Annotated in this window: 23 protein-coding genes; 16 read left to right on the top strand and 7 right to left on the bottom strand. The window is 62.0% G+C overall.

Features of this window, described 5'->3' with window-relative positions; all coding sequences use genetic code 11:
* The first annotated feature begins 57 nt into the window (after positions 1 to 57).
* The 6 genes from betI (at position 58) to H147_RS0110540 (ending at position 6,323) form a co-directional block, all read left to right on the top strand.
* The gene (betI, locus tag H147_RS0110565; RefSeq protein ID WP_110570956.1) at positions 58 to 642 is read left to right on the top strand and encodes a choline-binding transcriptional repressor BetI; all 585 of its coding nucleotides are present in this window, start codon (positions 58 to 60) and stop codon (positions 640 to 642) included.
* A complete protein-coding gene (gene betC, locus H147_RS0110560; RefSeq protein ID WP_019955337.1) occupies positions 639 to 2,147 on the top strand; it encodes a choline-sulfatase in 1,509 nt (502 codons plus the stop codon). The genes betI and betC overlap by 4 nt, the downstream gene beginning before the upstream one ends.
* Positions 2,148 to 2,190: 43 nt before the next feature.
* Positions 2,191 to 3,642: a betaine-aldehyde dehydrogenase gene (gene betB, locus H147_RS0110555; protein ID WP_019955336.1), complete on the top strand. Its 1,452-nt coding sequence runs from the start codon at positions 2,191 to 2,193 to the stop codon at positions 3,640 to 3,642.
* Positions 3,642 to 5,300 carry a choline dehydrogenase gene (betA, locus tag H147_RS0110550; protein ID WP_019955335.1) on the top strand — a complete coding sequence of 553 codons (1,659 nt, stop codon included), beginning with the start codon at positions 3,642 to 3,644 and terminating at the stop codon, positions 5,298 to 5,300. Before betB ends, betA begins: the two co-directional genes overlap by 1 nt.
* A gap of 72 nt (positions 5,301 to 5,372) precedes the next feature.
* A complete protein-coding gene (locus tag H147_RS0110545) occupies positions 5,373 to 6,017 on the top strand; it encodes a thermonuclease family protein (protein ID WP_019955334.1) in 645 nt (214 codons plus the stop codon).
* A gap of 66 nt (positions 6,018 to 6,083) precedes the next feature.
* Entirely contained in the window at positions 6,084 to 6,323 is a 240-nt protein-coding gene (locus H147_RS0110540; protein WP_019955333.1) for an HP1242/YdcH family protein, read from the top strand.
* Here H147_RS0110540 and H147_RS0110535 read toward each other — a convergent pair whose 3' ends face one another.
* From H147_RS0110535 to H147_RS0110525, 3 genes are all read right to left on the bottom strand, one after another.
* Positions 6,324 to 6,773: an SRPBCC family protein gene (locus H147_RS0110535; RefSeq protein ID WP_019955332.1), complete on the bottom strand. Its 450-nt coding sequence runs from the start codon at positions 6,771 to 6,773 to the stop codon at positions 6,324 to 6,326. It abuts the gene before it with no gap.
* Between the two features lie 167 nt (positions 6,774 to 6,940).
* Complete coding sequence (locus H147_RS0110530) at positions 6,941 to 8,341, bottom strand: helix-turn-helix domain-containing protein (RefSeq protein ID WP_019955331.1); 1,401 nt, start codon at positions 8,339 to 8,341, stop codon at positions 6,941 to 6,943.
* Positions 8,342 to 8,392: 51 nt separating this feature from the next.
* Positions 8,393 to 9,604 (bottom strand): multidrug effflux MFS transporter, encoded by a 1,212-nt coding sequence (locus H147_RS0110525; RefSeq protein ID WP_019955330.1) that lies wholly within the window; start codon positions 9,602 to 9,604, stop codon positions 8,393 to 8,395.
* A 206-nt stretch (positions 9,605 to 9,810) separates the two neighbouring features.
* On the opposite strand from H147_RS0110525, the gene H147_RS0110520 reads away from it, so the two are divergent.
* From H147_RS0110520 to H147_RS0110500, 4 genes are all read left to right on the top strand, one after another.
* Positions 9,811 to 11,334, top strand: a complete 1,524-nt coding sequence (locus H147_RS0110520) for an acyl-CoA carboxylase subunit beta (protein ID WP_019955329.1) — start codon at positions 9,811 to 9,813, stop codon at positions 11,332 to 11,334.
* Between the two features lie 31 nt (positions 11,335 to 11,365).
* Positions 11,366 to 11,719 (top strand): hypothetical protein, encoded by a 354-nt coding sequence (locus H147_RS0110515; protein WP_026352429.1) that lies wholly within the window; start codon positions 11,366 to 11,368, stop codon positions 11,717 to 11,719.
* 325 nt (positions 11,720 to 12,044) lie between these two features.
* The gene (locus H147_RS0110505; RefSeq protein ID WP_019955326.1) at positions 12,045 to 12,257 is read left to right on the top strand and encodes a hypothetical protein; all 213 of its coding nucleotides are present in this window, start codon (positions 12,045 to 12,047) and stop codon (positions 12,255 to 12,257) included.
* Positions 12,258 to 12,347: 90 nt separating this feature from the next.
* A complete protein-coding gene (locus tag H147_RS0110500; RefSeq protein ID WP_019955325.1) occupies positions 12,348 to 14,345 on the top strand; it encodes an acetyl-CoA carboxylase biotin carboxylase subunit in 1,998 nt (665 codons plus the stop codon).
* A 4-nt stretch (positions 14,346 to 14,349) separates the two neighbouring features.
* Here H147_RS0110500 and H147_RS0110495 read toward each other — a convergent pair whose 3' ends face one another.
* Entirely contained in the window at positions 14,350 to 14,829 is a 480-nt protein-coding gene (locus tag H147_RS0110495; RefSeq protein WP_019955324.1) for a DUF4174 domain-containing protein, read from the bottom strand.
* Positions 14,830 to 14,931: 102 nt separating this feature from the next.
* Here H147_RS0110495 and scpA point away from each other — a divergent pair, with 102 nt between their 5' ends.
* The 6 genes from scpA to H147_RS0110465 all read left to right on the top strand — a co-directional run bounded on the left by scpA (position 14,932) and on the right by H147_RS0110465 (position 20,677).
* Positions 14,932 to 17,058 (top strand): methylmalonyl-CoA mutase, encoded by a 2,127-nt coding sequence (gene scpA / locus H147_RS0110490; protein ID WP_019955323.1) that lies wholly within the window; start codon positions 14,932 to 14,934, stop codon positions 17,056 to 17,058.
* Between the two features lie 83 nt (positions 17,059 to 17,141).
* Positions 17,142 to 17,771: an imm11 family protein gene (locus tag H147_RS21010; protein WP_162561659.1), complete on the top strand. Its 630-nt coding sequence runs from the start codon at positions 17,142 to 17,144 to the stop codon at positions 17,769 to 17,771.
* Between the two features lie 102 nt (positions 17,772 to 17,873).
* Positions 17,874 to 18,485 (top strand): VOC family protein, encoded by a 612-nt coding sequence (locus H147_RS0110480; protein WP_019955321.1) that lies wholly within the window; start codon positions 17,874 to 17,876, stop codon positions 18,483 to 18,485.
* Between the two features lie 90 nt (positions 18,486 to 18,575).
* Positions 18,576 to 19,253, top strand: a complete 678-nt coding sequence (locus tag H147_RS0110475) for a molecular chaperone DjiA (protein WP_026352428.1) — start codon at positions 18,576 to 18,578, stop codon at positions 19,251 to 19,253.
* Entirely contained in the window at positions 19,253 to 20,251 is a 999-nt protein-coding gene (locus H147_RS0110470) for an endonuclease/exonuclease/phosphatase family protein (RefSeq protein WP_019955319.1), read from the top strand. The genes H147_RS0110475 and H147_RS0110470 overlap by 1 nt, the downstream gene beginning before the upstream one ends.
* A 45-nt stretch (positions 20,252 to 20,296) precedes the next feature.
* Positions 20,297 to 20,677: a hypothetical protein gene (locus tag H147_RS0110465; RefSeq protein ID WP_019955318.1), complete on the top strand. Its 381-nt coding sequence runs from the start codon at positions 20,297 to 20,299 to the stop codon at positions 20,675 to 20,677.
* A 9-nt stretch (positions 20,678 to 20,686) separates the two neighbouring features.
* On the opposite strand, the gene H147_RS19610 is transcribed toward H147_RS0110465, so the two are convergent.
* The 3 genes from H147_RS19610 to H147_RS0110450 form a co-directional block, all read right to left on the bottom strand.
* Entirely contained in the window at positions 20,687 to 21,646 is a 960-nt protein-coding gene (locus H147_RS19610) for a PP2C family protein-serine/threonine phosphatase (RefSeq protein WP_019955317.1), read from the bottom strand.
* A 155-nt stretch (positions 21,647 to 21,801) separates the two neighbouring features.
* A complete protein-coding gene (locus H147_RS0110455; RefSeq protein WP_019955316.1) occupies positions 21,802 to 23,349 on the bottom strand; it encodes a Ppx/GppA family phosphatase in 1,548 nt (515 codons plus the stop codon).
* Positions 23,350 to 23,383: 34 nt separating this feature from the next.
* Positions 23,384 to 25,552, bottom strand: a complete 2,169-nt coding sequence (locus H147_RS0110450; protein ID WP_019955315.1) for an RNA degradosome polyphosphate kinase — start codon at positions 25,550 to 25,552, stop codon at positions 23,384 to 23,386.
* Positions 25,553 to 25,560 lie beyond the last annotated feature (8 nt).

The raw sequence follows: 25,560 nt of genomic DNA, 5'->3' as shown, positions 1-25,560 counted from the left end.
ATTGACGAGTCAATAAAGAACGAATTAAGTGTCTCGCGCAACCCGAAAGAGGATGACATGCCCAAGCTAGGAATGGAACCGATCCGTCGCGCTGCACTATTGCAGGCTACGATTGACGAAATCGGCGCTGTGGGCAACCTCGATGTGACCGTCAGTGCCATTGCCAAAAGGGCAGGTATGTCGTCGGCGCTGGCGCATCATTACTTCGGCGGCAAGGAACAGATCTTTCTGGCGGCGATGCGGCACGTCCTGCGGGTCTATGGAACCGAGGTCCGTGCGGCGCTGCGCTCTGCGCGCGGCCCCCGTGCCCGGGTCGAGGCGGTGATCCGGGCGGGGTTCAGTTCCACGAACTTCCAGACCGATGTGATCGCCGCCTGGCTGAATTTCTACGTCCTCGCCCAGACCTCCGAAGATGCGAACCGGCTGTTGCGGGTCTATCAGCGGCGGCTGCACAGCAATCTGGTGCATGACCTGCGACCCCTGATCGGCGCGCGCGCAGACGATGCCGCCGTGCGGATCGCGGGGCTGATCGACGGGTCTTACCTGCGGCAGGGGCTGGCACGCGGGCAGGTGGTCCCTTCGGATGCGACGGAACAGGTGCTGGCGCTGCTTGCCATGGAATTGAAAGAGATCGCGCAATGACGAAACCGAACATGCTGATTATCATGGTCGACCAGCTGAACGGCACGCTGTTCCCAGACGGCCCTGTCGAATGGCTGCACGCGCCCAACCTCAAGGCGCTGGCGGCGCGATCCACCCGTTTCGCCAACAGCTACACGGCGTCGCCGCTTTGTGCGCCCGCGCGGGCGGCGTTCATGTCGGGCCAGTTGCCGTCGCGCAATGGTGTCTACGACAACGCCGCCGAATTCGCATCGAGCATTCCAACTTACGCGCATCACCTGCGGCGTGCGGGTTATCAAACCTGCCTTGCGGGCAAGATGCATTTCGTCGGCCCAGATCAGATGCACGGCTTCGAGGAACGGCTGACCACCGATATCTACCCCGCCGATTTCGGCTGGACGCCGGACTATCGCAAACCGGGCGAACGGATCGACTGGTGGTATCACAACATGGGATCTGTCACGGGGTCCGGCGTGGCCGAGATCACCAACCAGATGGAATATGACGACGAGGTCGCCTATCACGCGACCCGAAAGCTCTATGATCTGGGGCGCGGCCATGACGCGCGGCCCTGGTGCCTGACGGTCAGTTTCACCCATCCGCATGACCCCTATGTGGCGCGCCGCAAATACTGGGATCTGTACGAAGACTGCGATCACCTGATGCCGCAGACAGGCCCGATCCCTTACGCCGATCAGGACCCGCACAGCCAGCGCATTCTGGACGCCAACGACCGCGACAATTTCAACATCACCGATGACGATATCCGCCGGTCGCGCCGCGCCTATTTCGCCAATATCAGCTATCTGGACGACAAGATCGGGGACATCCTGCAAGTGCTCGACGACACGCGCCAAGAGGCCACGATCGTCTTTGTCTCCGACCATGGCGATATGCTGGGCGAACGCGGCCTCTGGTTCAAGATGTGTTTCTACGACGGGTCCTCCCGCGTGCCGCTGATGATCGCAAGCCCCGCGATGGCACCTGGCCTGCACAGCATCCCCGTCAGCACGATCGACGTGACGCCGACGCTCTGCGATCTGGCGGGCGTGGATATGTCCGAGGTCATGCCATGGACCAGCGGCGAAAGCCTTGTGCCTTTGGGGCAGGGCGGCACCCGCGACACCCCCGTCGCGATGGAATATGCCGCCGAGGCGAGCCAGGCCCCGCTGGTCAGCCTGCGCTACGGCAAATGGAAATACAATCGCTGCACGCTGGACCCTGACCAGCTCTTCGACATGGACGCGGACCCGCAGGAACTGACCAATCTGGCGGACCACCCCGCCCACCAAGGCACGCTGACACAACTGCGCGTCAAGGCTGACGCCCGCTGGGACCTCGCCCGTTTCGACGCCGATGTGCGCCAGTCTCAGGCCTGCCGCTGGGTCGTCTACGAGGCTTTGCGCAACGGCAGCTATTACCCGTGGGACTACCAGCCGCTGCAAAAGGCATCCGAACGCTACATGCGCAACCATATGGACATCAACGTGCTCGAAGATAACCAGCGATTTCCGCGCGGTGAATGATCATCTTCCGAGTAAAAATATCCCCGCCGGAGGCATAAAAGTCATGATAACCCAACCCAAAGCCAGCCATTTCATCGATGGCGCCTACGTCGAAGACACCGCCGGTGACGTGATCGAGGTGGTCTACCCCTACACGGGCAAGGTGATCGCGACGCTCCACGCCGCAACCCCCGCCATTGTCGATCAAGCGCTGACTGCCGCCAAGCGCGCGCAAAAGGAATGGGCCAGCTGGACCGGCACGCAGCGTGGCCGCGTGCTCCGCCGCGCCGCCGATATCATGCGGGATCGCAACCACGAACTGTCGGTGCTGGAAACCTATGACACCGGCAAACCCTATCAGGAAACATCCGTCGCCGATGCCACATCCGGTGCCGATGCGTTTGAATATTTCGGCGGTTTGGCGGGCAGCATCACCGGCGAACATATCCCCTTGGGTGACAATTTCGTCTATACCCGCCGCGAACCTTTGGGCGTCTGCGTGGGCATCGGCGCGTGGAACTACCCCACCCAGATCGCCTGCTGGAAAGGCGCGCCTGCGCTGGCCTGCGGAAATGCGCTGGTGTTCAAACCGTCCGAGGTCACCCCGCTTTGCGCGCTGAAAGTCGCGGAGATATTGCACGAGGCAGGCGCGCCCGCAGGCGTCTATAACGTGATCCAAGGCTATGGCGCCGTTGGCGCGTCGCTGATCACGGATGCCCGCGTTGACAAGGTATCGCTGACAGGCTCGGTCGCAACAGGGCGCAAGGTCTATGCTGCCGCCGCCGAAGGGATGCGCCATGTCACGATGGAACTGGGGGGCAAATCCCCGCTCGTCATTTTTGATGATGCCGATCTGGATGCCGCCGTCTCGGGCGCGATCCTCGGGAATTTCTATTCGTCGGGGCAGGTTTGTTCCAACGGCACGCGGGTCTTCGTGCAAAAGGGCATCAAGGCGGCGTTTCTGGCCCGCCTGACCGACCGTCTGCAAGGCGTCGTCATGGGCGACCCGCAGGACCCCGCCACAAACTACGGCCCGATGGTCAGCGCCCGCCAGCGCGACATCGTCACAGGCTTCATCGCCAAGGGGCAGGCCGAAGGCGCGCGGCTGGTCACCGGCGGCACGATCCCGGACAAGGCGGGCTTTTTCCTCACCCCCACGGTCTTTGCCGATGTCACCGACGACATGACCATCGCGCGAGAGGAAATCTTTGGCCCCGTCATGTCCGTGCTCGATTTCGACACCGAGGAAGAAGCACTGGCCCGCGCCAATGACACGCCCTATGGCCTCGCCGCTGGCGTGTTCACCGCGGACCTCGCCCGCGCGCATCGCATGGCGGCGGGGTTCGAGGCAGGCACCTGTTACATCAACACCTACAACGACGCGCCGGTCGAGGCCCCTTTCGGCGGCATGAAACTGTCCGGCGTGGGACGCGAAAACTCCAAGGCGGCGATCAACCACTACAGCCAGATCAAAAGCGTCTATGTGCGCATGGACAAGCTTGAGGCACCGTTCTGATGCAGGCTGATTACGTCATCGTCGGCGCCGGGTCTGCCGGATGTGCCATCGCCTACCGTCTGGCCGAGGCGGGCAAAAACGTTCTGGTCATCGAACATGGCGGGTCGGATCGTGGGCCGTTCATCCAGATGCCCGCGGCTTTGTCCTATCCGATGAACATGAAAATGTACGACTGGGGGCTGAAGTCCGAACCCGAACCGCATCTGGGCGGGCGGCAACTGGTGACGCCGCGCGGCAAGGTGATCGGCGGGTCGTCCTCGATCAACGGGATGATCTATGTGCGCGGCCATGCCCGCGATTTCGACTATTGGGCCGAGACAGGCGCGCAGGGCTGGGGCTATGCCGATGTGCTGCCCTATTTCAAACGGATGGAACACTGGCACGACGGCGGCCATGGCGGCGATCCCGACTGGCGCGGCAAGGACGGCCCGCTGCACATCACCCGTGGTCCGCGCAAGAACCCGCTGACCCGCGCCTTTGTCGAGGCAGGAGCGCAGGCAGGTTATCCGCTGACCGCCGATTACAACGGCGAACAGCAGGAAGGCTTTGGCCCGTTCGACGCTACGATCTACAAAGGCCATCGCTGGTCCGCCGCCAGCGCCTATCTGCGGCCCGCGCTGACACGGCCCAATTGCACGCTGACCCGCGCCTTTGCCCGCCGCATCGTGATCGAGAACGGCCGCGTCGTCGGCGTCGAGGTATCGCGCGGCAAGAAGATCGAGGTCATCCGCGCCAATGTCGAGGTCATCATCGCCGCCTCGCCTCTGAATTCACCCAAACTGCTGATGCTGTCCGGCATAGGCCCCGCCGCGCATCTGGCCGAACATGGTATTCCCGTCGTGGCCGACCGCCCCGGCGTGGGCCAGAACCTGCAGGACCATCTGGAGCTTTACATCCAGCAGGCCGCAACCAAGCCTGTCACGCTCTTCGCCTATTGGAACCTGCGCGGCAAGGCGCGGATCGGGGCGGAATGGCTGCTTTGGAAAACCGGTCTGGGGTCGTCAAACCAGTTCGAAAGCGCGGGCTTCATCCGCTCGCGCGCGGGCGTCGACTACCCCGACATCCAGTTCCATTTCCTGCCCATCGCCGTCAGCTACGATGGCAAGATCGCGCCGGAAGGCCACGGTTTTCAGGCCCATGTCGGCCCGATGCGGTCGGCGTCACGCGGGCAGGTTACGCTGCGGTCGGCCAATCCCGACGACAATCCGCGCATCGCGTTCAACTATATGTCCGACCCGCAGGATTGGGTCGATTTTCGCCAATGCATCCGGCTGACGCGCGAGATTTTCGCACAGCCGGCTTTTGATGATTACCGCGGGCACGAGATCCAGCCCGGTGAGGCGGCGCAGTCCGACGAAGACCTCGACGCCTTCATCCGCGACCATGCCGAAAGCGCCTATCATCCCTGCGGCACCTGCAAGATGGGGGCGGTCGATGACCCGATGGCCGTTGTCGACCCCCAAACCCGCGTGATCGGCGTGGACGGGTTGCGCGTCGCGGACAGTTCGATCTTTCCGCGCATCACCAACGGCAACCTGAACGCGCCCTCGATCATGGTCGGCGAAAAGGCGGCGGACCATATCCTGCGGCGCAATCCGCTGCCGCCTGCCAATGACCAGCCGTGGATTCACCCCGATTGGCAGACCAGCCAGAGGTGATCTTAACGAAATCTTAACCTTGGTTAAGAAAGTCTATTGATCCGTCCCCCCGTCCGCCGCTAGGTCGGGGATATGTTGAAAATCGTCCTCGTGCTTGGCCTCGCTTTCGCGGGTGCCGCCCATGCCAACCCCAGCGGCGCGATCCGCGTGATCGACGCCGATACGTTCGATGTCGGCGGCGACCGGGTGCGCCTGTTCGGGGTGGATGCGCCGGAACTGGGGCAACCCTGCACAATCGGTCGGCAGACCATCGACTGCGGGCGCTGGGCCGCCGATCAGGTGCGTGCGCGCTTCGACGGGCAGCGCGCCCGTTGCACCACCCGCGACGTGGACCGCTATGGCCGGCAGGTTGCGACCTGCGATGTCGGTGGCGTCGATCTGGGGCAGGTGATCGTCGCGGAAGGCTGGGCCACCGCATATCGCCGCTATTCCATGCTTTATGATCTGGATGAAAAGGCCGCCGCCGTTGCCGCGCGGGGGCTCTGGTCCGCGACGATGGAAAACCCTGAATCCTTCCGCGCCACCAGCAATGCGGGCCCCGCCGCCCCCGATGCCGCCTGCAACATCAAGGGCAATATCTCCAACAGCGGGCGGATTTACCACCGCCCCGGCAACCGCGACTACGACCGCACCGTGATCAACGAAGGCAGCGGTGAACGCTGGTTCTGTTTCGAGGCCGAAGCCCGCGCCGCAGGCTGGCGCGCCGCGCGGAATTGATCGGGATCAAGGCGCGGGCCAGCCCGCGCGCCTATGGTCGGGGCAGTCACAGTGAAAGGACGCCCCATGACCCATACCCCGCATGAACTGCACGAGGAATTTCCCGACCAGACCGAAGCCTTGCATGATCTCAAGACATCCGACGTGCATTTTGCAAAGCTTTGCGACGATTATCACGACATCAACCGTGCCATCCACCGCGCCGAAACCGATCTGGAACCGACCGACGACGCGCATATGACCGCGATGCGCAAGACCCGTCTGGGGCTGAAAGACGCGATCGCCGCAGCCCTGCGCGCCGCCTGATCAGGCGTCCGTGCCTTCGACGGTTTGCTGAAACCGTTCGAAAAACTGGTCGGCCATTTTCTTGGCGAAACCGCCGATGATCCGGTTGCCCAGTTGCGCGAGCTTGCCGCCCACCTTGGCCGTCGCGTTATAGGTCAGTTCCGTGCCGCCTTCGACGGTGGCAAGCACCACATCGGCGCTGCCTTTGGCGAAACCTGCGACACCGCCCTTGCCTTCGCCCACGATGGTATAGCTCTGGCCGGGGATGACGTTTTCCAACGTCACCTCGCCTTTGAAGGTGGCCGAAACAGGACCGACCTTTTGCTTGACGGTCGCTGCGAAGCCGTCTTCGGGCGATCCGGTCAGATCCTCGCAGCCCGGAATGCAGGCGCGCAGGGTGTCCGGGTTGTTCAGATGTGCCCAGACGGCATCGATATCCGCCGCGATCACGCGGCTGCCCGATAATTCCATGGTGGTCCTCCCGTTTGGGTCGATCTTCGGGGGGCGGCACATATTTTGCAATCCCCATCTTTCGCATCTTCCGAGCCCAAATATCCCCCGCGGAGCGTTTGCGGCTTTGCCGCAAAAAGGGGCGCTGCCCCTCGCACCGGAGTATTTTTGGAAATAAGAAGTCGTGTTCAGTCGAGCTGATAGGGCAGCAGTCCGCGGGTGTTCGGATCGACGCGCAGATGCCGTTCCAAAGGCGGGACCGAGCGTTGGTGGCAATTGCGCCTTTCGCAGATCCGGCAGGAAATCCCGATCGGCGCATAGGCGTCAGGTGCTGCGATATCCATGTGATCGGCATAGACGATGGCGCCTGCATGGCGCACCTCGCAGCCCAGCCCGATCGCATAGCGGCGGGTGGGCGCGTGATAGGACCCGCCCGATTTGCTGACATCGCGGGCCAGACAGAAATAGCGCGCACCGTCAGGTGTTTCGGCCAGCTGCCGCAGGAATTGCCCCGGCAGTTCAAACGCCTGATGTACGTTCCAGAGCGGGCAGGCCCCCCCGAAGCGGGCGAATTGCAGGGTCGTCGCGGAATGGCGTTTGGTGATCGTGCCCGCCTGATCGACGCGGACAAAGAAGAACGGGATGCCCTTGGCACCGGGGCGTTGCAGGGTGGACAGCCGGTGCGCCACCTGTTCCAGCGACGCGCCGAACCGCGCTGCGAGCAGTTCCAGATCGTGCCGCGTGTCTTGGGCGGCCTGTAAGAACGCGTGATAGGGCATCAGCGCCGCCCCCGCGAAGTAATTCGCCAGACCGACCTTGGCGATACTGCGCGCCTCGTCCGACTGGAACCGCGCAAGGTCGAGCGTGGCGTCGAGCAAGGGGGCATGTGTGACCAGCGCCAGTTGCAAGAGAAGCTGAAAGGTCTGCGTCGCCGGATGGGCCGAAGCCGACAGCGTCAGCTGCCGTGTCGCGGGGTCGAAGGCGCGGAGCGTGTCGCTGGGCGCATAGCGCACGCCGATGCCCGCATTGGCGAGCAGCCGGATCGCGGCCTGCGCGATGCTCTCGTCCGGCTGGCACTGGCCCGCCATGCGCTCGGCGCTGCGGTCCACGGCATCGATGTAATTGTCGCAATAATGGAAGAAATCGCGCACTTCTTCCCACGGGCTGGGGCGCAGGCGCGCGTCTTCGCGGCCTAATGCCTCGTCGAGGGACGCAAGCCGTTCATGGGTTTGCCGGTATCCGCGGTGCAGGTCCAGAAAGGCGCGGGCGAGGGTGGGGGCATTGGCCGCCACCAGCCGCAGATCGGCCAAGGCGGGGGCGCTGCCGGTGAATACCGGATCGGCCAGCGCCTCGCGCAGGTCACCGACAAGGCGCGCCTCGTCGCCCGATTGCAGCTCGGTGACGTCAAAGCCGAATTCCTGCGCCAGCCCCAACACCACCGCCGTCGACACGGGGCGGTTGTTGTTTTCCATCTGGTTGAGATAGGGCAGCGAGACGCCGAGTTTATCGGCAAAGGCCTTTTGCGTCATCGCCAGCCGTCCGCGCAATTCGCGCAGCTTGGCCCCGGCATAGAGTTTCTGGATCGCCATGACGCACCTTTGCAAATTTGCGGCCCATGATTAGCCGCTGCAAAGCCTGCGTCAAGCGATGCGCTTTTCCCGCCACACGACAAAGACGACCGACAGGAAGGCCAGAATGGACGTTCCGAGCATGATCAGCTGCAAGGGCAGGGTGCCTGATTCCACGGTCAGGATGCTGCCTGCGAATTGCGACAGGGCAGCCCCACCGCCGATCATGATCGCACCGCCCAGCCCGCTGGCCGTGCCCGCCAGATGCGGGCGCACAGAGATCGAGCCTGCCATGACGTTGGGCAAGGTCAGCCCGTTGCCCAGCCCCAGAAAGGTGCAGAACCCGAAGAACACCAGGGGATGGATGATCCCTGCAAGCGTCAGCAGCACAGAGATGCCAAGGCCGACAATCGTGACACCTGTCCCGATCAGCGCCATCTTGTTGATTCCCAGCCTGACCGAAAACCGCCCCGACAGAAAATTGCCCATTGCGTAGCCGATCGCGGGTGCGCCAAGGGCGACGCCGTTCCACACCGGCGAGAGACCGAAGATCGTCGTGCCGACGAAGGACGCACCACCCAGCAGCGCAAAGAACGCCCCCGACCCGAAGGCTGCGCACATCACATAACCCCAGAAGCGGGGCGATTTCAGCAATTCGGGATAGGATTTCACCTGCGCGCGAAACCCGATGCCGCCTTGGGCCAGGGTCTCGCCCAGATCGTAATGCACCAGCGCCAGCGTGCCCATCCCGGCCAGCACCAGAAACACGAAAGTCGCGTGCCAGTCGAAGGCCTGTTCCAATGTGCCGCCGATCATCGGGCCGACCATCGGCACCAGCGCCATGCCCATCGTGACATAGCCGATCATCGACGCGGCTTCTGCATCCGGTACGATATCGCGCACGATGGCGCGGCCCAGCACCATGCAGGTGGCGACGGCCGCTTGCAGGATGCGGAAGAACAGGAACATCTCGACCGTGGTCGAGAACAGCGCGCCGATGGTGGCAAGGATGAAGATCGACAGCGACCCGATCAGGATCGGCCGCCGCCCGAACCTGTCGGACAGAGGGCCGACAAAGATTTGCAGGATGGCCGTGGCCGCCAGATAGCCCGACAGCGACACCTGCATGACGGCGTATTCGGTCTCGAAATAGGCCGTCATCGCCGCCAGCGAAGGCAGGAAGATCGACATGTTCAACGCCGAGATGCCTGTGATCAGGATCAGCGTCAATATATGGGGCGGGGTCGTCCGGTCCAGAAACCGGATATCGGGCATGGTTGTCATTGCGATTAGTTAGGACTGGCTGCGGGGGAAGTCCATGCGCAAGACCGCCCACCGGTCTGTGCATTCATGAACCGACGTCGCGTGCTATTTGCTGATTTGCAGAAACATGACTTTGCGAAATGCGTTATTTGCAAATTTTCTCAATCCCGCTTCATTCGTGCCCTGAACATGCTATGCAGGTTGAAACCTGAAGGGGAGGGGCTGGCATGGACATTCTGCAGGAACTCGAAGACCGGCGCGCTGACGCACGTCTTGGCGGTGGCGAAAAGCGGATCGCGGCGCAGCACAGCAAAGGCAAGCTGACCGCGCGCGAAAGGATCGACCTGCTGCTGGACGAAGGGTCTTTCGAGGAATTCGACATGTTCGTCGCGCATCGCTGCACCGATTTCGGGATGGAACAGGACCGGCCTGCGGGTGACGGCGTGGTGACGGGCTGGGGCACGATCAATGGCCGCATGGTCTATGTGTTCAGCCAGGATTTCACCGTCATGGGCGGGTCGGTGTCGGAAACCCACGGCAAGAAAATCTGCAAGATCATGGATTTGGCGATGCAGAACGGCGCGCCCGTGATCGGGATCAACGATTCCGGTGGCGCGCGGATTCAGGAAGGTGTGGCCAGCCTTGCCGCTTATGGCGACGTGTTCCAGCGCAATATCACCGCATCGGGTGTCGTCCCGCAGATCAGCCTGATCATGGGGCCGTGTGCCGGTGGCGCGGTTTACAGCCCTGCGATGACCGACTTCATCTTCATGGTGAAGGAGTCCAGCTATATGTTCGTGACCGGCCCCGATGTGGCCAAGACGGTGACCAATGAAATCGTCACGGCCGAGGAATTGGGCGGGGCCACCACCCATACCCGCAAATCATCGGTCGCCGATGGTGCGTTCGAAAATGATGTGGAGGCTTTGGCCGAAACCCGTCGCCTGTTCGACTTTCTGCCGCTCAACAACCGCGAACAGCCGCCTGTGCGCCCGTTCTTTGACGATGTGAACCGTATCGAGGAAAGCCTTGATACGCTGGTGCCCGCCAATCCGAACACGCCTTACGACATGAAGGAACTGATCCTGAAAATCGCGGATGAAGGCGATTTTTACGAGATTCAGGCCGAGTTTGCGAAAAATATCCTCACGGGCTTCATCCGTCTGGAAGGGTCCACCGTGGGCGTTGTCGCCAATCAGCCGATGGTGCTGGCGGGGTGTCTGGATATCGACAGCAGCCGCAAGGCCGCACGGTTCGTGCGGTTCTGCGATGCGTTCGAAATTCCAGTGCTGACGCTGGTCGATGTGCCGGGCTTCCTGCCGGGCACGTCACAGGAATACGGCGGCGTCATCAAGCACGGCGCGAAACTGCTTTACGCCTATGGCGAGGCGACCGTGCCCAAGGTCACGGTCATCACCCGCAAAGCCTATGGCGGGGCCTATGTCGTGATGGCGTCTAAACACCTTCAGGCCGATTTCAACTATGCCTGGCCCACATCCGAGATCGCCGTGATGGGCGCAAAGGGCGCGACCGAGATCATCCATCGCGGCAAATCCGCCGAGGAAATCGCCGCGCGCACCGCCGAATACGAGGCGCGGTTCGCGAATCCTTTCGTCGCCGCTGAAAAAGGGTTCATCGACGAGGTGATCATGCCCCATTCCACGCGCAAGCGGATCTGCCGCGCCTTTGCATCGCTGCGGAGCAAGAAAACGCAGATGCCGTGGAAGAAACACGACAACATTCCGCTTTGAACCAAAGGTCAGACTGATGGCGCTGCCATATATGGACAAACACCGCGGCTTTCCGGGCCGCCTGCCGGGGACGGATTTCCAGTTTGTGATCCGCCGTGCGAACAAGGACGGGGCGACGCCCCTGTCCGAGCGTATCCGCTATCCCGACCGCCGACCCGCCGACAAACGCGCGGACGCCGGATTCATGCAGGCCCTGTGGGAGGCGTTCGGCGAGGAACCCTTTGTGCGCGGCAATCTGGACGCGGGCCGTTTGAGCTGGCTTTTCGGGCGCGAGGTCATCCCCGCCGAAGACCCGTTCGATCCCGCCAGTTACGAGGCGATGCTGCGGATCGACGTCAAGGTCGCGCGCCAGAGTTTCCCCGACATCCCCGGATTGAACGAATGACCATATCGGTCGCGCATGCGGTGGGGCAGGAAACCGCCGATTTCGGGGCTGCGCGGATTGCGCGCTTTGCGCTATCGCGGGCCTGCGTCATGATCACAGACATGGCGGCGCGGATTGGCATGCGTGCCTCCGTATCGTCTGACCATGTTTACCCTTCCCCTCACCGGTCTGCCTGTCGCACAGGCGGGCCGGTTTCCCTTTTTGACCGTGCAATCGGCGGAATTCCGGCTGATATTGGATATCACGGCAAAACCGCTATTGAGTTGACGGGCAATAACGTCGATTTTGACGCTATCTTCGAGAAACCGAATAAAGGCAGAACACCATGCAGAAAAAATCAATCATCCTCGCGGCCTTCGCAGCCTTCGCACTTTCCGCTTGCCTGGAAAGCGACACCGAACGTGCCGTCGCTGGCGCTGGCGCAGGTCTGGTCGCGGCTGAAATCCTCGGCACCGATCGCACGGGCACCGTTTTGGCAGGCGCAGCCGCAGGCGTGTTCTGTGACGACGTCGGCGTCTGCCGTCCGGTGCGCCGCTAACACCGCAGCGCTTCGGCGCGATCATATTGTTGTTGGCCGCCGTCGGGGGATGACCCCGGCGGCGGTTTTCCGTTTCCGGGGGGACCTTTGATGTTCAAGAAAATTCTGATCGCCAACCGTGGCGAGATCGCCTGTCGCGTCATCAAGACAGCCCGCAAGATGGGCATCAAGACGGTCGCGATTTATTCCGACGCCGACCGTCACGCGCTCCACGTCAAGATGGCGGATGAGGCGGTGCATATCGGGCCTGCCCCCGCCAACCAATCCTATATCGTGATCGACAAGGTCATGGCCGCGATCAAGGCGACAGGGGCCGAGGCCGTACATCCCGGTTACGGCTTTCTGTCCGAAAACGCCAAATTCGCCGAGGCGCTGGAGGCTGCGGGCGTCGCCTTTATCGGCCCGCCCAAGCGTGCGATCGAGGCGATGGGCGACAAGATCACCTCCAAGAAACTGGCGCAGGAGGCGAATGTCTCGACCGTGCCGGGCTACATGGGGCTGATCGAAGACGCCGATGACGCGGTGAAGATCGCCAATCAGGTCGGTTATCCTGTGATGATCAAGGCCAGTGCCGGTGGCGGTGGCAAGGGCATGCGCATCGCCTGGAATGATCAGGAAGCCCGCGAAGGGTTCCAGTCGTCCAAGAACGAAGCCGCCAGCAGTTTCGGCGACGACCGGATTTTCATCGAGAAATTCGTCACACAACCGCGCCATATCGAAATTCAGGTATTGGCCGACCAGCATGGCAATGCGGTCTATCTGCATGAACGAGAATGTTCGATCCAGCGCCGCAACCAGAAGGTCATCGAAGAAGCCCCCAGCCCGTTTCTGGACGAGGCCACCCGCAAGGCGATGGGCGAACAATCTGTCGCGCTGGCGCAGGCGGTGGGCTATACCAGCGCGGGCACGGTGGAATTCATCGTCGATGGCGACCGGAATTTCTATTTCCTGGAAATGAACACACGCTTGCAGGTTGAACATCCTGTGACCGAACTGATCACCGGCATTGATCTGGTCGAACAGATGATCCGTGTGGCTGCGGGCGAACACTTACCCTTTGCGCAAAGTGATCTCAAGATCAACGGCTGGGCGATGGAAAGCCGCCTTTATGCCGAGGACCCGTACCGCGGGTTCCTGCCGTCCATCGGGCGGCTGACGCGCTATCGCCCGCCTGTCGAAGAGGCGACGCCGACACGCGCAGTGCGCAACGACACCGGCGTGTTCGAGGGCGGCGAGATCAGCATGTATTACGACCCGATGATCGCCAAGCTCTGCACCTGGGGGCCGGACCGCGCGTCGGCCATTGCAGAAATGCGACTGGCGCTGGACGCGTTCGAGGTCGAAGGCATCGGGCATAACCTGCCGTTTCTGGCGGCGGTCTATGACCACGAGAAGTTTACCAGCGGCAATATGACCACCGCCTTCATCGCCGAGGAATTCCCCGACGGGTTCCACGGCACGACCTTGCCTGATGCCACCTGTCTGCAAATTGCCGCCTCTGCTGCCGCGATGCACCGCGTGTCGGAAATCCGGCGTGCGCGGATCAGCGGGCGGATGGGCAACCATGAACGGCACGTGGGCGAGGATTGGGTCGTCTCGATCCAGGGCACACATCACCGCGTGCATATCGCCGCCGACAAGAAAGGTGCCGATGTGACGATCGCAGGCAACACGCTGCGCGTGACAAGCGACTGGACACCGGGACAACCGCTTGCGCGGCTTGACGTTGATGGCGCGCCCTTGGTGTTGAAGATCGGCAAGATATCCGGGGGGTTCCGCGTGCGGTATCGCGGTGCGGACCTGAAGGTGCATGTGCGCAGCCCGCGTCAGGCGGAACTGGCGGCGCTGATGCCGGAAAAATTGCCGCCCGATACGTCCAAGGTGCTGTTGTGTCCGATGCCCGGCCTGATCGTCAAGGTCGATGTCGCCGTGGGCGATACCGTGCAGGAAGGTCAGGCTTTGTGCACCGTCGAAGCGATGAAGATGGAAAACATCCTGCGCGCCGAACGCAAGGGCGTGGTTTCCAAGAACAACGCCAGTGCCGGTGACAGCCTTGCCGTCGATGACGTGATCATGGAATTCGAATGACCGGTCAGCGGATACTTTCGCCGCGCCGGTCCTCGATTTCCTGCGCGCGCAGCGGGGTGCGGTCGATGGACCCCGTCAGTTCCCGCACGCTCCATGGTTCGGGCTTGCGTTGCAGGACGCGCCCGTCCTTGTCCACGACAGTCAGCGCATATCCGCGCGGACGCAGTTCAAGCCTGACCGATGTGCGCGCCGCCGGATCTGTGTCGGTGATCAGGATCACGTCGCGTTCGACAAGCCGGTCGATATCGGCCAGCAACATGTCCATCTGCTGGCGGAACCTTGGATCGTTGGGCGTGTCCGCGAAAACGACGACCGCGCGGGCCAGCCATTGCAGTTCTGCCAAAGTGACCTCGGACGCATCGAAAACCTGCGTCCGGTCTGTTTCCCACCGTTCGATTACGGATTGTTCGACAGCCGCCTCATCAGCCGACAGGCTGGTGGTGGCAACAAGCGCGCCAAGCGCGATGGCTAATAATCTTTTCATACTTACCGATATAGTCCGACCATGCCGCAAAGCTAAGTCCCAATGCCACAAGGACAACACCTTTTTTGCGACGGGATGTCACACAGCCAACAGGAGCCTGCGATGACCGACAAGAAAACATGGGAAAAGCTGGCCACCAGCGAGTTGCGCGGCAAGCCACTGGATGCGCTGACATGGCACACGCTGGAAGGCATCCCCGTCCTGCCGCTTTATACTGCCGAGGATACCGCCGACCTGCCGCATCTGGGCGGCATCCCCGGCGCGGCGCCCTATACGCGCGGCGTCAAGGCCACGATGTATGCGGGACGCCCCTGGACGATCCGGCAATATGCGGGGTTTTCGACGGCGGAGGAATCCAACAATTTCTACCGCAAGGCGCTGGCCGCAGGGCAGCAGGGTGTCTCTGTCGCGTTCGATCTGGCCACGCATCGCGGCTATGACAGCGACCATCCACGGGTGGAAGGGGACGTGGGCAAGGCCGGTGTCGCCACTGATTCTGTCGAGGATATGAAGATCCTGTTCGACGGCATCCCGCTGGACAAAGTGTCTGTATCCATGACGATGAACGGTGCGGTAATCCCGATTTTGGCCAATTTCATCGTCGCGGGCGAGGAACAGGGCCATCCGCGCAATGTGCTGTCCGGCACCATCCAGAACGACATCCTCAAGGAATTCATGGTGCGGAACACTTACGTCTATCCGCCCGAACCCTCGATGCGGATCATCGCGGATATCATCGAATACACCACAGCCGAGATGCCGAAGTTCAATTCGATCAGCATCAGCGGCTATCACATGCAAGAGGCCGGCGCGAACCTTGTGCAGGAACTGGCCTATACTTTGGCCGATGGGCGCGAATATGTGCGTGCGGCCATCGCACGCGGCATGGATGTGGACCAGTTCGCAGGGCGGCTGTCGTTTTTCTTCGCCATCGGGATGAATTTCTTTATGGAGGCCGCCAAATTGCGCGCGGCACGCCTGCTGTGGTCGCGGATCATGGCGGAATTCGACCCCAAGGACCCCAAATCGTCCATGCTGCGCACCCATTGCCAAACCTCGGGCGTGTCCTTGCAGGAACAGGATCCCTATAACAACGTGATCCGCACCGCCTACGAGGCGATGTCGGCGGTGCTGGGCGGGACGCAATCCTTGCACACCAATGCGCTCGACGAGGCGATTGCCTTGCCGACCGAGTTTTCGGCGCGGATCGCGCGCAATACCCAGTTGATCTTGCAGGAAGAAACCGGCGTGACGAAAGTCGTCGATCCATTGGCGGGGTCCTATTACGTCGAAAGCCTGACGCATGAGCTGGCCGAGAAGGCGTGGGAATTGATCCAGGAGGTCGAGGAAATGGGCGGCATGACCAAGGCCGTCGCCTCCGGCATGCCCAAACTGCGGATCGAGGAAACAGCCGCCAAACGGCAGGCCGCCATCGACCGTGGCACCGAGGTCGTCGTCGGCGTCAACAAATACCGCAAGGACAACGAGGACCCGATCGACATCCTTGATATCGACAACGAGGCCGTGCGCCTGTCGCAGATCGCGCGGATCGAACGCACCAAGGCCGCCCGTGATGCCACAGCCTGCAATGCGGCGCTGGCTGAACTGACCCGCCGCGCAGGCGAGGGCGGCAATCTGTTGGAGGCGGCCGTGACCGCCGCGCGCGCACGCGCCACCGTGGGGGAAATCAGCATGGCGATGGAAAAAGTGTTCGGCCGCCACCGCGCCGAGGTCAAGACGCTCGCGGGGGTTTACGGTGCCGCCTACGAAGGCGATGCCGGTTTCGCGGCCATTCAGGCCAGTGTGGAGGCCTTCGCCAAGGAAGACGGGCGCCGCCCCCGCATGCTCGTCGTTAAGATGGGGCAGGACGGGCATGACCGCGGCGCCAAGGTCATCGCCACCGCCTTTGCCGATATCGGGTTCGACGTGGATGTCGGCCCCCTGTTCCAGACCCCCGCCGAGGCCGCACAGGACGCCATCGACAACGACGTGCATGTGATCGGGATTTCGTCGCAGGCCGCAGGACACAAGACGTTGGCCCCCAAACTGGTGCAGGCGCTGAAAGATGCGGGGGCCGACGACATCATCGTCATCTGCGGCGGCGTGATCCCGCAGCAGGATTACCAGTTTCTCTATGACAGCGGCGTCAAGGCGATCTTTGGCCCCGGCACCAATATCCCCAAGGCAGCGGAAGACATCCTGCACCTGATCAGGGCCGCGCGTGGCTGATCCGCACCCCATCGTGACTCGGCTGGTAGATGCGGCGACGTTGGAGAAGATGAGGGGCGTAAGATGAGTAAGGGAGATGCGGCATGAGTAAGCATGCATGGGTGAGTATTGATGGTAAACGTCCGGGCGATGAATACGGGTTTGGTTTTCCTGACGACGGGCTAGAGCTGAAAGAACTTGTGGCGAGAGACAACGCACTCATTCTTGACAATGAAACGGGGCAAAGCCTGCCGGGCTCGCGGTTTCCCAGAGTTCTGGAAACACAGGGAAAACCTTATAGGGTACCAAAAGTTCTTGGCGATTACGTCCGTTGGATATGCCCTGTGGTATCCGAACGTCTGGCTGATGCCTTGCGCCAGGCTGATCTTGGGCCATCCAACCTTTATCCGGTCACGCTTTACCAGCGGGATAAGAATATCACCTTCGATCAGTCCGTTTTCATCCTGAATATCGGTGTCTGCAAAGAGGCGCTGGATGATGAACAGACAACCATGCTTCGTCCATTTTCGCGGCCCTACACTTACACGATAAAGTCCACAATCAAGGCAGATGATGTTGTTTTGAAACGGAACGCAGCAGAGGGACCTGATATCTGGGTGGACCCAAAGCTGCCGCGCAAGACGTATTTCGTCAGTGACCGCCTGTATCAAATCCTGAAAAAAGAAAACTTGGCCAAGGCGTTTGGGCTTGTCCGTTGCCGGATTGCCGATTGATTATCCGCGTAGGATGGGTGCTTGCACCCATGCCGATCCGGCCCCTGCGGGACCGGATGCCTCCGGCGGGGATATTTGGGCTCGAACGATGAAGGAAAGACCATGCTGACACTCGACCATCTTGCCGTTGTGGCGGAGGATCTGGCCACGGGGACCGCCTTTGTCGAGGCCGCACTTGGCGTCACCATGCAGCCCGGCGGCAAGCATGTCCGCTATGGCACGCATAACACGCTGCTGGGCTTGGGGGATGATCTGTATCTGGAGGTCATCACCAAGGATCCGGGTGCCGCGCCCTATGACGGGCCGACATGGTTCGGGCTGGATCATTTCAGCGGCGCGCCACGTCTGGGCAACTGGATTTGCCAGACGGACGATCTGGACGCCGTGTTGCGCGATGCGCCCGCTGCGGTGGGATTGCCACGCGATCTGTCACGCGGCGATCTGGCGTGGCGGATTACGGTGCCGAGTGATGGCAGCAAGCCTTATGACGGGGCCTATCCGACGCTGATCCAATGGGCGACGGGCACGCATCACCCTGCGCGCCGTCTGGCCGACAGCGGGTGTCGTCTGGTGGAACTGAATGTCAGCCATCCGCAGGCGGATGATCTGCGCGCCATGCTGCCGCTGGCCGATGACAGGGTCCTGTTCCACACGGGGCCTGCGGGATTTGCCGCCGTTTTCGACACGCCACAGGGACGGCGCAGCCTCGGCTAGGCTTTTTCATCCGTGCAGGTGCAGCGAAAGGTTGCAACATCCGCACAGGTCGGGTTCAAGATCGGGCAATGTTTTGATCAAAGGACCCCCATGTCGATCTGGACCCGCATCGGCGAGGCGCTGGCCGCACTTGCGAAAGGCGAAGGCCTGCTTGCGGTCTTTGACCGCTTGCGCACGCCGCCTGACCGCAGTGTCGCCTTTACCATCGCCGTGATCGCGCTGGGGGCCAAGATGGCCAAGGCGGACGGCCATGTGTCGCGCAACGAGGTCCGCGCCTTTCGCGACGTGTTCGTCATTGCGCCCGAAGAAGAGGAAAACGCCGCCCGCGTCTTCGATCTCGCGCGGCAGGATGTTGCGGGTTACGACATCTATGCGCGCCGCATCAAGGCGATGTTCGGCGATCACGAAGGCCCGCTTTGCGACCTGCTCGAAGGGTTGTTCCATATCGCGCTGGCCGATGGCAGCTATCACCAGACCGAAGATGCGTTCCTGCAAGAGGTGGCCGCGATCTTCGGGTTCGACGAACGCCGATTCCAGCGCATCCGCGCGCAATTCGTTCCCGATGCAGAACGTGATCCCTATGCGGTGCTGGGCGTGGATGCCGAAGCGCCGATGGATCAGGTGCGCGCTGCATGGGCGCAGCTTGTCCGCGACACGCACCCCGACCGGATGATCGCGCGCGGTGTCCCGCCTGAGGCGGTCAAGCTCGCCGAACGGCGCATGGTCGCGATCAACCGCGCTTGGGAAGAGATCAGGGCGAAACGCTGATGCGCATCGTCACCTATAACGTTGAATGGTTCAATACGCTGTTCGACGATGCGGGGCGGTTGATTGATGACGACAGCTGGTCGTCGCGCTGGAATGTGACCAAGCGCCAGCAGACGGCGGCGCTGGGCCATGTGTTTCGCAGCCTTGATGCCGATGCGGTCATGGTGATCGAAGCCCCCGACACCAATCGCAGGCGCAGCACGGTGCGCGCCCTGACGCAATTCGCGCGGGATTTCGACCTGCGGGCGCGGGCGGTGCGGACCGGATTTCCCAACGAGACCCAACAGCAGATCGCGCTGATGTTCGACCCCGCTGTGATGCAGGCCGGACATGACCCGAAATCCAGCCCCGATGCGCCCGCATTTGACGGCAAATACCGCGTCGATCTGGATGTCGATGCGCAACCGGAAACGATCCGCTGGTCCAAACCGCCGCTGGAGGTGGCGGTGATCACGGCGGCGGGCCCTTTGCGGATGATCGGCGTGCATGCCAAATCCAAAGCGCCGCATGGGGCCGAGGACGGCGCCGCCGCCGTGCGCATCGCGATCGAGAACCGGCGCAAACAGCTGGCGCAATGCGTCTGGCTGCGCAAACGCGTGGATGCGCATCTGGCGGCGGGGGACGACCTGATCGTGCTCGGCGATTTCAACGACGGGCCGGGTCTGGACGAATATGAAAAGCTGTTCGGCCGGTCCGGGGTCGAGATCGTGCTGGGCGAGGATGGGCCTTTGGGCCTTTATGATCCGCACGGGCGCATGGCTTTGGGCCGCAAGGTGGGCGCGCTGCCTACGACCGCGCGTTTCAAGCGCAAGGATCAGCCGTATCTGCAGGCGCTCCTGGATTATGTCATGGTGTCGCCGGGGTTGCGGGTGAAGGCCCCGCAATGGCAGATCTGGCACCCGTTCGACCACCCGACCTGTTACCACGATCCGGTTCTGCGCGATGCGCTGCTATTGGCGTCGGATCATTTTCCGGTCGTGCTCGATCTGGGGATCTGACCCGGCCACATTGAAAATCGGGGTGGAAAGGCATATGGTAACGGTATGAAAGCCACTCTGACCGCCTTTGCCCTGACCGCCCTGATGGCGGGCCCTGCGTCTGCCCAAAGCGGTGAGGAGGCGCCATCCGGCGGGTTCAACCTTGTCGAGGAAGGGGCGCGCATGATCATGCGTGGCCTGATGGAGGAAATGTCGCCCACGATCGACAGCCTGCGCGACACATTGGAAGAGATGGGGCCGGTCGTTGGCGATTTCCTGCGCGAAATGGGCCCCGGCCTGGCCACGTTCCTGAACCGCGTCGATGACGTGCGGCATTACGAATTGCCCGAATTCCTGCCTAACGGCGACATCATCCTGCGGCGCAAGCCCGATGCGCCGCTGTTCGTGCCTGACCTCGACACCGACGGCGGCGAAATCGAGCTTTAGCGCGCGTCCTCAGTCGCGAAAATATTTCTGGCCGCGATACCAATAGGCTTTGCGTTGGTCCGGCGCGGCGGCTTGGTCTTCGGTGTCAGCGATGCTGTCTTGGCCGTCATCCGCCATCGCCAGAATGGGCAGGGCGTCGGCGTCCAATGCCGCAGGTTCTGCATCAACCAGTTGCAGCTTGATCACAACGAATGCGGTATTGTCCTGTTCGGGGTCCGCGATGGTCGTCAGCGCATCAAGCAAGGCCACCCCGACCTCTACGCTGCTGGCGTCCTGAAGCGGCATCAGCGTATTTGCGATGGTCCTGTTGGGCAGCGATTGCAAACCATCCGTTGCCGCGATGATCGTGTCGCCGGGCAGCAGGGACAGCGGCGCTTGCGGGCAATCGATGGCCGCGATTGTTGTGCCGTCAAGAACCGATGTCAGCATGTTGCGGTCTGGATGATTGCGCCCGACCTCTGCTGACATAGACCCGACCTTGACCATCATGTCGATCTGCGGGGCCATCGAATGGTCCTTGTTCAACTGCCGCAGCGCACCGGCGCGGAACAGGAACAGGGGCGAATCGCCAATGGACAGCCATGTCAGCTTGTGATTGCGGATCATCGGCACCAGCACGGTGGAGGCCATGCCGAATGTGTCTTCATGCGCGGCCACATGCGCGGCAAGCCTGCGGTTCGCTGCCTCGGCGGCGTCGCGCAGCACCGTGCCCGCCCGTGCAAGGCCCACGTTCAGGGCGCTTTCGTGCAGTTTGATCTGGCAGAACATCTCTGTCGCGACGATGGCGCTTGCCACATCACCCGCGCTGTGTCCGCCGACACCGTCGGCCACAACCGCGAAGCCTGACGATTGCCCCAGCGCGAACCCCGACAAGACAGTGTCTTCCTGATAGTCCCTGCTGCCTTTGATCGCCGCTATGGCGACATCAAGCCGCACGGCATCACCACCGGTGGATTGCAAATCCAGCATCGCCCTTCTCCCCTGTGTCTGGTCATGACAACGCAAGATACTTGCATCACGTCACAGGACACGCCTCAAACGTGAACCGAAGATTAAGACAAATCTTGGACGAATGGCAGCAATTTTTGCGAGACTGGTTTGGAACGACCATGGGCGCGTCAGGGTCAGCCGCTGAACTTGACCGTTGCTGTCGCATTCAGGGCCGCCGCAAGCGCGTTGAACCTGATTTCGGCGACCTCGCCATAAAGCGGGCGGGCGTGTTCGGTCAGCCGCAGTGTCAGCTCACCGGCCTTGCGGTTCCATTTCAGCGTGCCGGGCTGTTCATCGGCCGTCAGCCAGAGCATCGCGCCAAGGCGCATGGCCTTGCCCAATATCTCGGCTTCCTTGATCTGGTCAGGCGTCAGCATCGCGAAAAGAGGGTCGAACCGGCTGCTCGCGGTCTTGCTGGAATAGCGGTTCATCAGCGCAAGCCCCAGCAGCACACGTTCATAATGTTTCAGCCCACCGAGGTTGGCGCGGGTTGCGTTGTCGAAGGTCACTTCGGCGCGGTAATCGGGATGCGCGCGCCAACTCACGTCATGCAGCAAGCAGGCGGCCTTGATGATCCGCTTGCGCTGCCAGTTGGCGCGGGGAAACAGCGGCTTGACGAAATCATACAGGATGCGCCCGAAGCCGGGCAGGCGGGCGTCCTTGGCCTCGGCGAAACGGCAGCTTTCGATCAACGGGTCGCGTTCGCGCAGCGCGCGCGGCATCTGTTCGTACAGCATCCCTTCGCGGATCCCATAAGACGAGACCGCGACATCCTTGGGCTTGAAGGTGCGCATCAATTCCTTCAGCACGATGGACGCAAGCGGGACCAACGACATCCGGCTGTCAGAGATATTGCAGCGATTGCGCAGGTCGTTCAGGTCGGATTTGCGGATATATTCGGCGGTCATGCTGATCTGGCGCGATGACATCCGGTATTCGTGCAGCACCGTCAAAGGATAGCCGCGCCGTTCCATGTCGATCCGCGCGATCGCGCGCCACGACCCGCCGACCAGAAACAGGCGCATCCCCGTTTCATGGTTCATTTCCCTGTGCAGGTCCTGCATCGTGGCGCGGACATAGGCCTTGATCGCCTTTTTGCCGCCCGGAATTTCGCGCAGTTTCAGCGGACCCAGCGCTGACGTCACCCGCTGGCCCACGCGCCCGTCGGCCAAATCGGCCAGTTCCATCGACGACCCGCCGATGTCGCAGACAAGGCCATAGCTGCCTGGCCAGCCCAGCAGCACACCTTGCGCGGACAGCCGCGCCTCTTCCTTGCCGTCGATGACCCACAGCTTGATGCCGGTTTCGCGCAGCACCTCGTCGCGGAAATCCTGCCCGTCGGTTGCCTCGCGCACGGCGGCGGTGGCCACGGCGGTCAGCGGGGGGATGCCCATGCCCTTGGCCAATGCAGCGAACCGGCGGATCGCTGACACGGCCCTTTTGCGTCCTTCGGGGTTCAGATGCCCGGTCTGCGACATGCCCGCACCCAAGGCGCACATGATCTTTTCGTTGTAAAAATAGGCGGGCGACCGCGCCGCTCCGTCGAACACCACCAGCCGGACAGAGTTTGATCCCACATCGACCACACCGACCCGCGCCAGCGCCTGTGCGGCCGGGTCTTCGAACAAGGGTCGGCCGAAAGGGCCCCAATCGATGCTGTCAGGCTCGGATTGTTGTGTCATTCTGTCCCCGTGTGTGACGCCTGACAGGTATCGGTCAATCGTCCGTGTGGGTCAATTGCGGAACATCCGACGCCCCCGCTGACCCGCGCCCCGAAAGCGAGGGGTTCTCCATGAAAAAGCGGTGGCAATTGAACGCGAATTCGCCCTCGGGCACCGTGGCGCGGGTGAAATGCCCGTCTGGCGCCATCACCCAGCTTTGCGCGACGTCAGCCATGTTGGCGGCCATGATCTGGCTGACGATCTGCGCCTTGACGGTCGGGTTCTGGATATCGACCAGCGTCTCGACCCGCCGGTTCAGGTTGCGCCCCATCCAATCGGCAGAGCTGATATAGACCTTGGCCTTTTTCGACGGCAGTGCCGCGCCATTGCCGAAACAGACGATGCGCGAATGCTCCAGAAACCGCCCCACGATGGATTTGACGCGGATATTGTCGGACAGGCCCTTCACACCGGGGCGCAGCCCGCAGATGCCACGGATCACAAGGCTGATTTTCACCCCCGCGCCAGAGGCCGCATAAAGCGCGTCGATCACATCGGGTTCAACGAGCGAATTCATCTTGGCCCAGATCATTGCGGGTTTGCCCGCACGGGCGTTGTCCGCCTCGGTCTCGATGCGGTCCAGCAAGGTCTGTTTCAGTGATATGGGCGAGATCGACAGGTTCTTCAGCCCCTCGGGCTGGGCATAGCCGGACAGGTAGTTGAACACCTTGGTCGCATCGCGCCCCAGATCCTGATCGCAGGTGAAAAAGCTCAGGTCGGTATAAATGCGTGCCGTGATGGGATGGTAATTGCCGGTGCCGAAATGGGTATAGGTCACCAGCCTGTCGCCTTCGCGGCGCACCACCGTGCTGATCTTGGCATGGGTCTTGTAGTTGACAAAGCCGTAAACCACATGCGCGCCCGCCCGTTCCAACCTGCGCGACTGGCGGATATTGGCGGCCTCGTCAAAGCGGGCCTTGAGTTCGACAAGTGCGGTGACGGATTTGCCGTTCTCTGCCGCCTCGCAAAGCGCTGTGACGATGGGCGATTTTTGCGACGTGCGATAAAGCGTCTGTTTGATCGCGACCACATCGGGATCATGCGCCGCCTGATTGAGAAACCGTACCACCATGTCGAAGGTTTCATAAGGGTGGTGCAGCAGCATGTCCTTTTTCCGGATCGCGGCGAACATGTCGCCGTCGTGGTCCTGCACCCGTTCCGGCACGCGCGGCGTGAATGTGGGCCAGAGCAGATCGGGCCGGCTGTCCAGCACCAGTTCGCCAAGGTCGGAGATACCGATCAGCCCGTCCACCTCGACCACGGCATCGCTGGACACATGCAGTTCGGACATGATCAGCGATTGCAGCGCGGGCGGGGCATTGGCCGAAATCTTGAGCCGGACAACCTCGCCCCGGCGACGGCGTTTGAGGGCGGTTTCAAACTCGCGCACGAGGTCTTCGGCCTCTTCTTCGAGTTCCAGATCACTGTCGCGCAGCACCTTAAACCCGCAATTGCCTTTGACGTGATAGCCCGGAAACAGGCGCGGGATATGCAACAAAAGCAGTTCTTCCAGCGGCAGGAACCTGTGCCCCGTCGCACTGGGCACCGAAATGAACCGCGCGATCTGCGCGGGGATCGGCAGCAGCGCGCGCAGGCTGCGCTTGTCGGCGCTGCGTTCCAGTTGCAGCGCCAGTGCGAAACCTTCGTTGGGCAGGAACGGGAACGGATGCGCAGGGTCGATCGCGAGCGGCGACAGGACCGGAAACACCTGATCGAGGAAATAATTGTCCAGAAATTCGCGGTCATCCTCGGTCACGTCCTTGCGCGAAAGGATGGCGATGCCGTTGTCCTTCAATTCCGCTTCCAACGCGCTGAACACGACCTGTTGGCGCGTCATCAGGGCGCGCGCCTCGCGGTCGATCTCGACCAGCTGTTCGGCAGGCGTCAGCCCGTCCAGCGCGGGCGTGACATTGCCCGCAATCGACAATTCGCGCAGGCCTGCCACGCGAACGGTATAGAATTCGTCCAGATTGGTCGCGGAAATCGACAGGAACCGGAGCCGTTCCAGCAGCGGGACGCGGGGGTTCTCGGCCTCTTCCAGCACGCGCCAGTTGAACCCGACCCAGCTGAGTTCGCGGTTCACGAAACGTGCGCAGCTTGCGAGATCCGCATCAAGAGAGGTGGCAGCCGGAAAGTCGCCGGTAAGGAAATTTGCGTTGAGCATGCAGCCTT

The organism is Yoonia vestfoldensis DSM 16212, from assembly GCF_000382265.1.
In the GTDB taxonomy this organism is placed as follows: domain Bacteria; phylum Pseudomonadota; class Alphaproteobacteria; order Rhodobacterales; family Rhodobacteraceae; genus Yoonia; species Yoonia vestfoldensis.
Note: the sequence above shows the minus strand (reverse complement) of the source record. Positions and strands in the feature narration are given on the sequence as shown.

What these genes read in the sequence shown, in the direction of transcription:
- betI (WP_110570956.1), top strand. Translation starts at nt 58, where the DNA reads ATGCCCAAGCTAGGAATGGAACCGATCCGTCGCGCTGCACTATTGCAG.
- betC (WP_019955337.1), top strand. Translation starts at nt 639, where the DNA reads ATGACGAAACCGAACATGCTGATTATCATGGTCGACCAGCTGAACGGC.
- betB (WP_019955336.1), top strand. Translation starts at nt 2,191, where the DNA reads ATGATAACCCAACCCAAAGCCAGCCATTTCATCGATGGCGCCTACGTC.
- betA (WP_019955335.1), top strand. Translation starts at nt 3,642, where the DNA reads ATGCAGGCTGATTACGTCATCGTCGGCGCCGGGTCTGCCGGATGTGCC.
- H147_RS0110545 (WP_019955334.1), top strand. Translation starts at nt 5,373, where the DNA reads ATGTTGAAAATCGTCCTCGTGCTTGGCCTCGCTTTCGCGGGTGCCGCC.
- H147_RS0110540 (WP_019955333.1), top strand. Translation starts at nt 6,084, where the DNA reads ATGACCCATACCCCGCATGAACTGCACGAGGAATTTCCCGACCAGACC.
- H147_RS0110535 (WP_019955332.1), bottom strand. Translation starts at nt 6,773, where the DNA reads ATGGAATTATCGGGCAGCCGCGTGATCGCGGCGGATATCGATGCCGTC.
- H147_RS0110530 (WP_019955331.1), bottom strand. Translation starts at nt 8,341, where the DNA reads ATGGCGATCCAGAAACTCTATGCCGGGGCCAAGCTGCGCGAATTGCGC.
- H147_RS0110525 (WP_019955330.1), bottom strand. Translation starts at nt 9,604, where the DNA reads ATGACAACCATGCCCGATATCCGGTTTCTGGACCGGACGACCCCGCCC.
- H147_RS0110520 (WP_019955329.1), top strand. Translation starts at nt 9,811, where the DNA reads ATGGACATTCTGCAGGAACTCGAAGACCGGCGCGCTGACGCACGTCTT.
- H147_RS0110515 (WP_026352429.1), top strand. Translation starts at nt 11,366, where the DNA reads ATGGACAAACACCGCGGCTTTCCGGGCCGCCTGCCGGGGACGGATTTC.
- H147_RS0110505 (WP_019955326.1), top strand. Translation starts at nt 12,045, where the DNA reads ATGCAGAAAAAATCAATCATCCTCGCGGCCTTCGCAGCCTTCGCACTT.
- H147_RS0110500 (WP_019955325.1), top strand. Translation starts at nt 12,348, where the DNA reads ATGTTCAAGAAAATTCTGATCGCCAACCGTGGCGAGATCGCCTGTCGC.
- H147_RS0110495 (WP_019955324.1), bottom strand. Translation starts at nt 14,829, where the DNA reads ATGAAAAGATTATTAGCCATCGCGCTTGGCGCGCTTGTTGCCACCACC.
- scpA (WP_019955323.1), top strand. Translation starts at nt 14,932, where the DNA reads ATGACCGACAAGAAAACATGGGAAAAGCTGGCCACCAGCGAGTTGCGC.
- H147_RS21010 (WP_162561659.1), top strand. Translation starts at nt 17,142, where the DNA reads ATGAGTAAGCATGCATGGGTGAGTATTGATGGTAAACGTCCGGGCGAT.
- H147_RS0110480 (WP_019955321.1), top strand. Translation starts at nt 17,874, where the DNA reads ATGCTGACACTCGACCATCTTGCCGTTGTGGCGGAGGATCTGGCCACG.
- H147_RS0110475 (WP_026352428.1), top strand. Translation starts at nt 18,576, where the DNA reads ATGTCGATCTGGACCCGCATCGGCGAGGCGCTGGCCGCACTTGCGAAA.
- H147_RS0110470 (WP_019955319.1), top strand. Translation starts at nt 19,253, where the DNA reads ATGCGCATCGTCACCTATAACGTTGAATGGTTCAATACGCTGTTCGAC.
- H147_RS0110465 (WP_019955318.1), top strand. Translation starts at nt 20,297, where the DNA reads ATGAAAGCCACTCTGACCGCCTTTGCCCTGACCGCCCTGATGGCGGGC.
- H147_RS19610 (WP_019955317.1), bottom strand. Translation starts at nt 21,646, where the DNA reads ATGCTGGATTTGCAATCCACCGGTGGTGATGCCGTGCGGCTTGATGTC.
- H147_RS0110455 (WP_019955316.1), bottom strand. Translation starts at nt 23,349, where the DNA reads ATGACACAACAATCCGAGCCTGACAGCATCGATTGGGGCCCTTTCGGC.
- H147_RS0110450 (WP_019955315.1), bottom strand. Translation starts at nt 25,552, where the DNA reads ATGCTCAACGCAAATTTCCTTACCGGCGACTTTCCGGCTGCCACCTCT.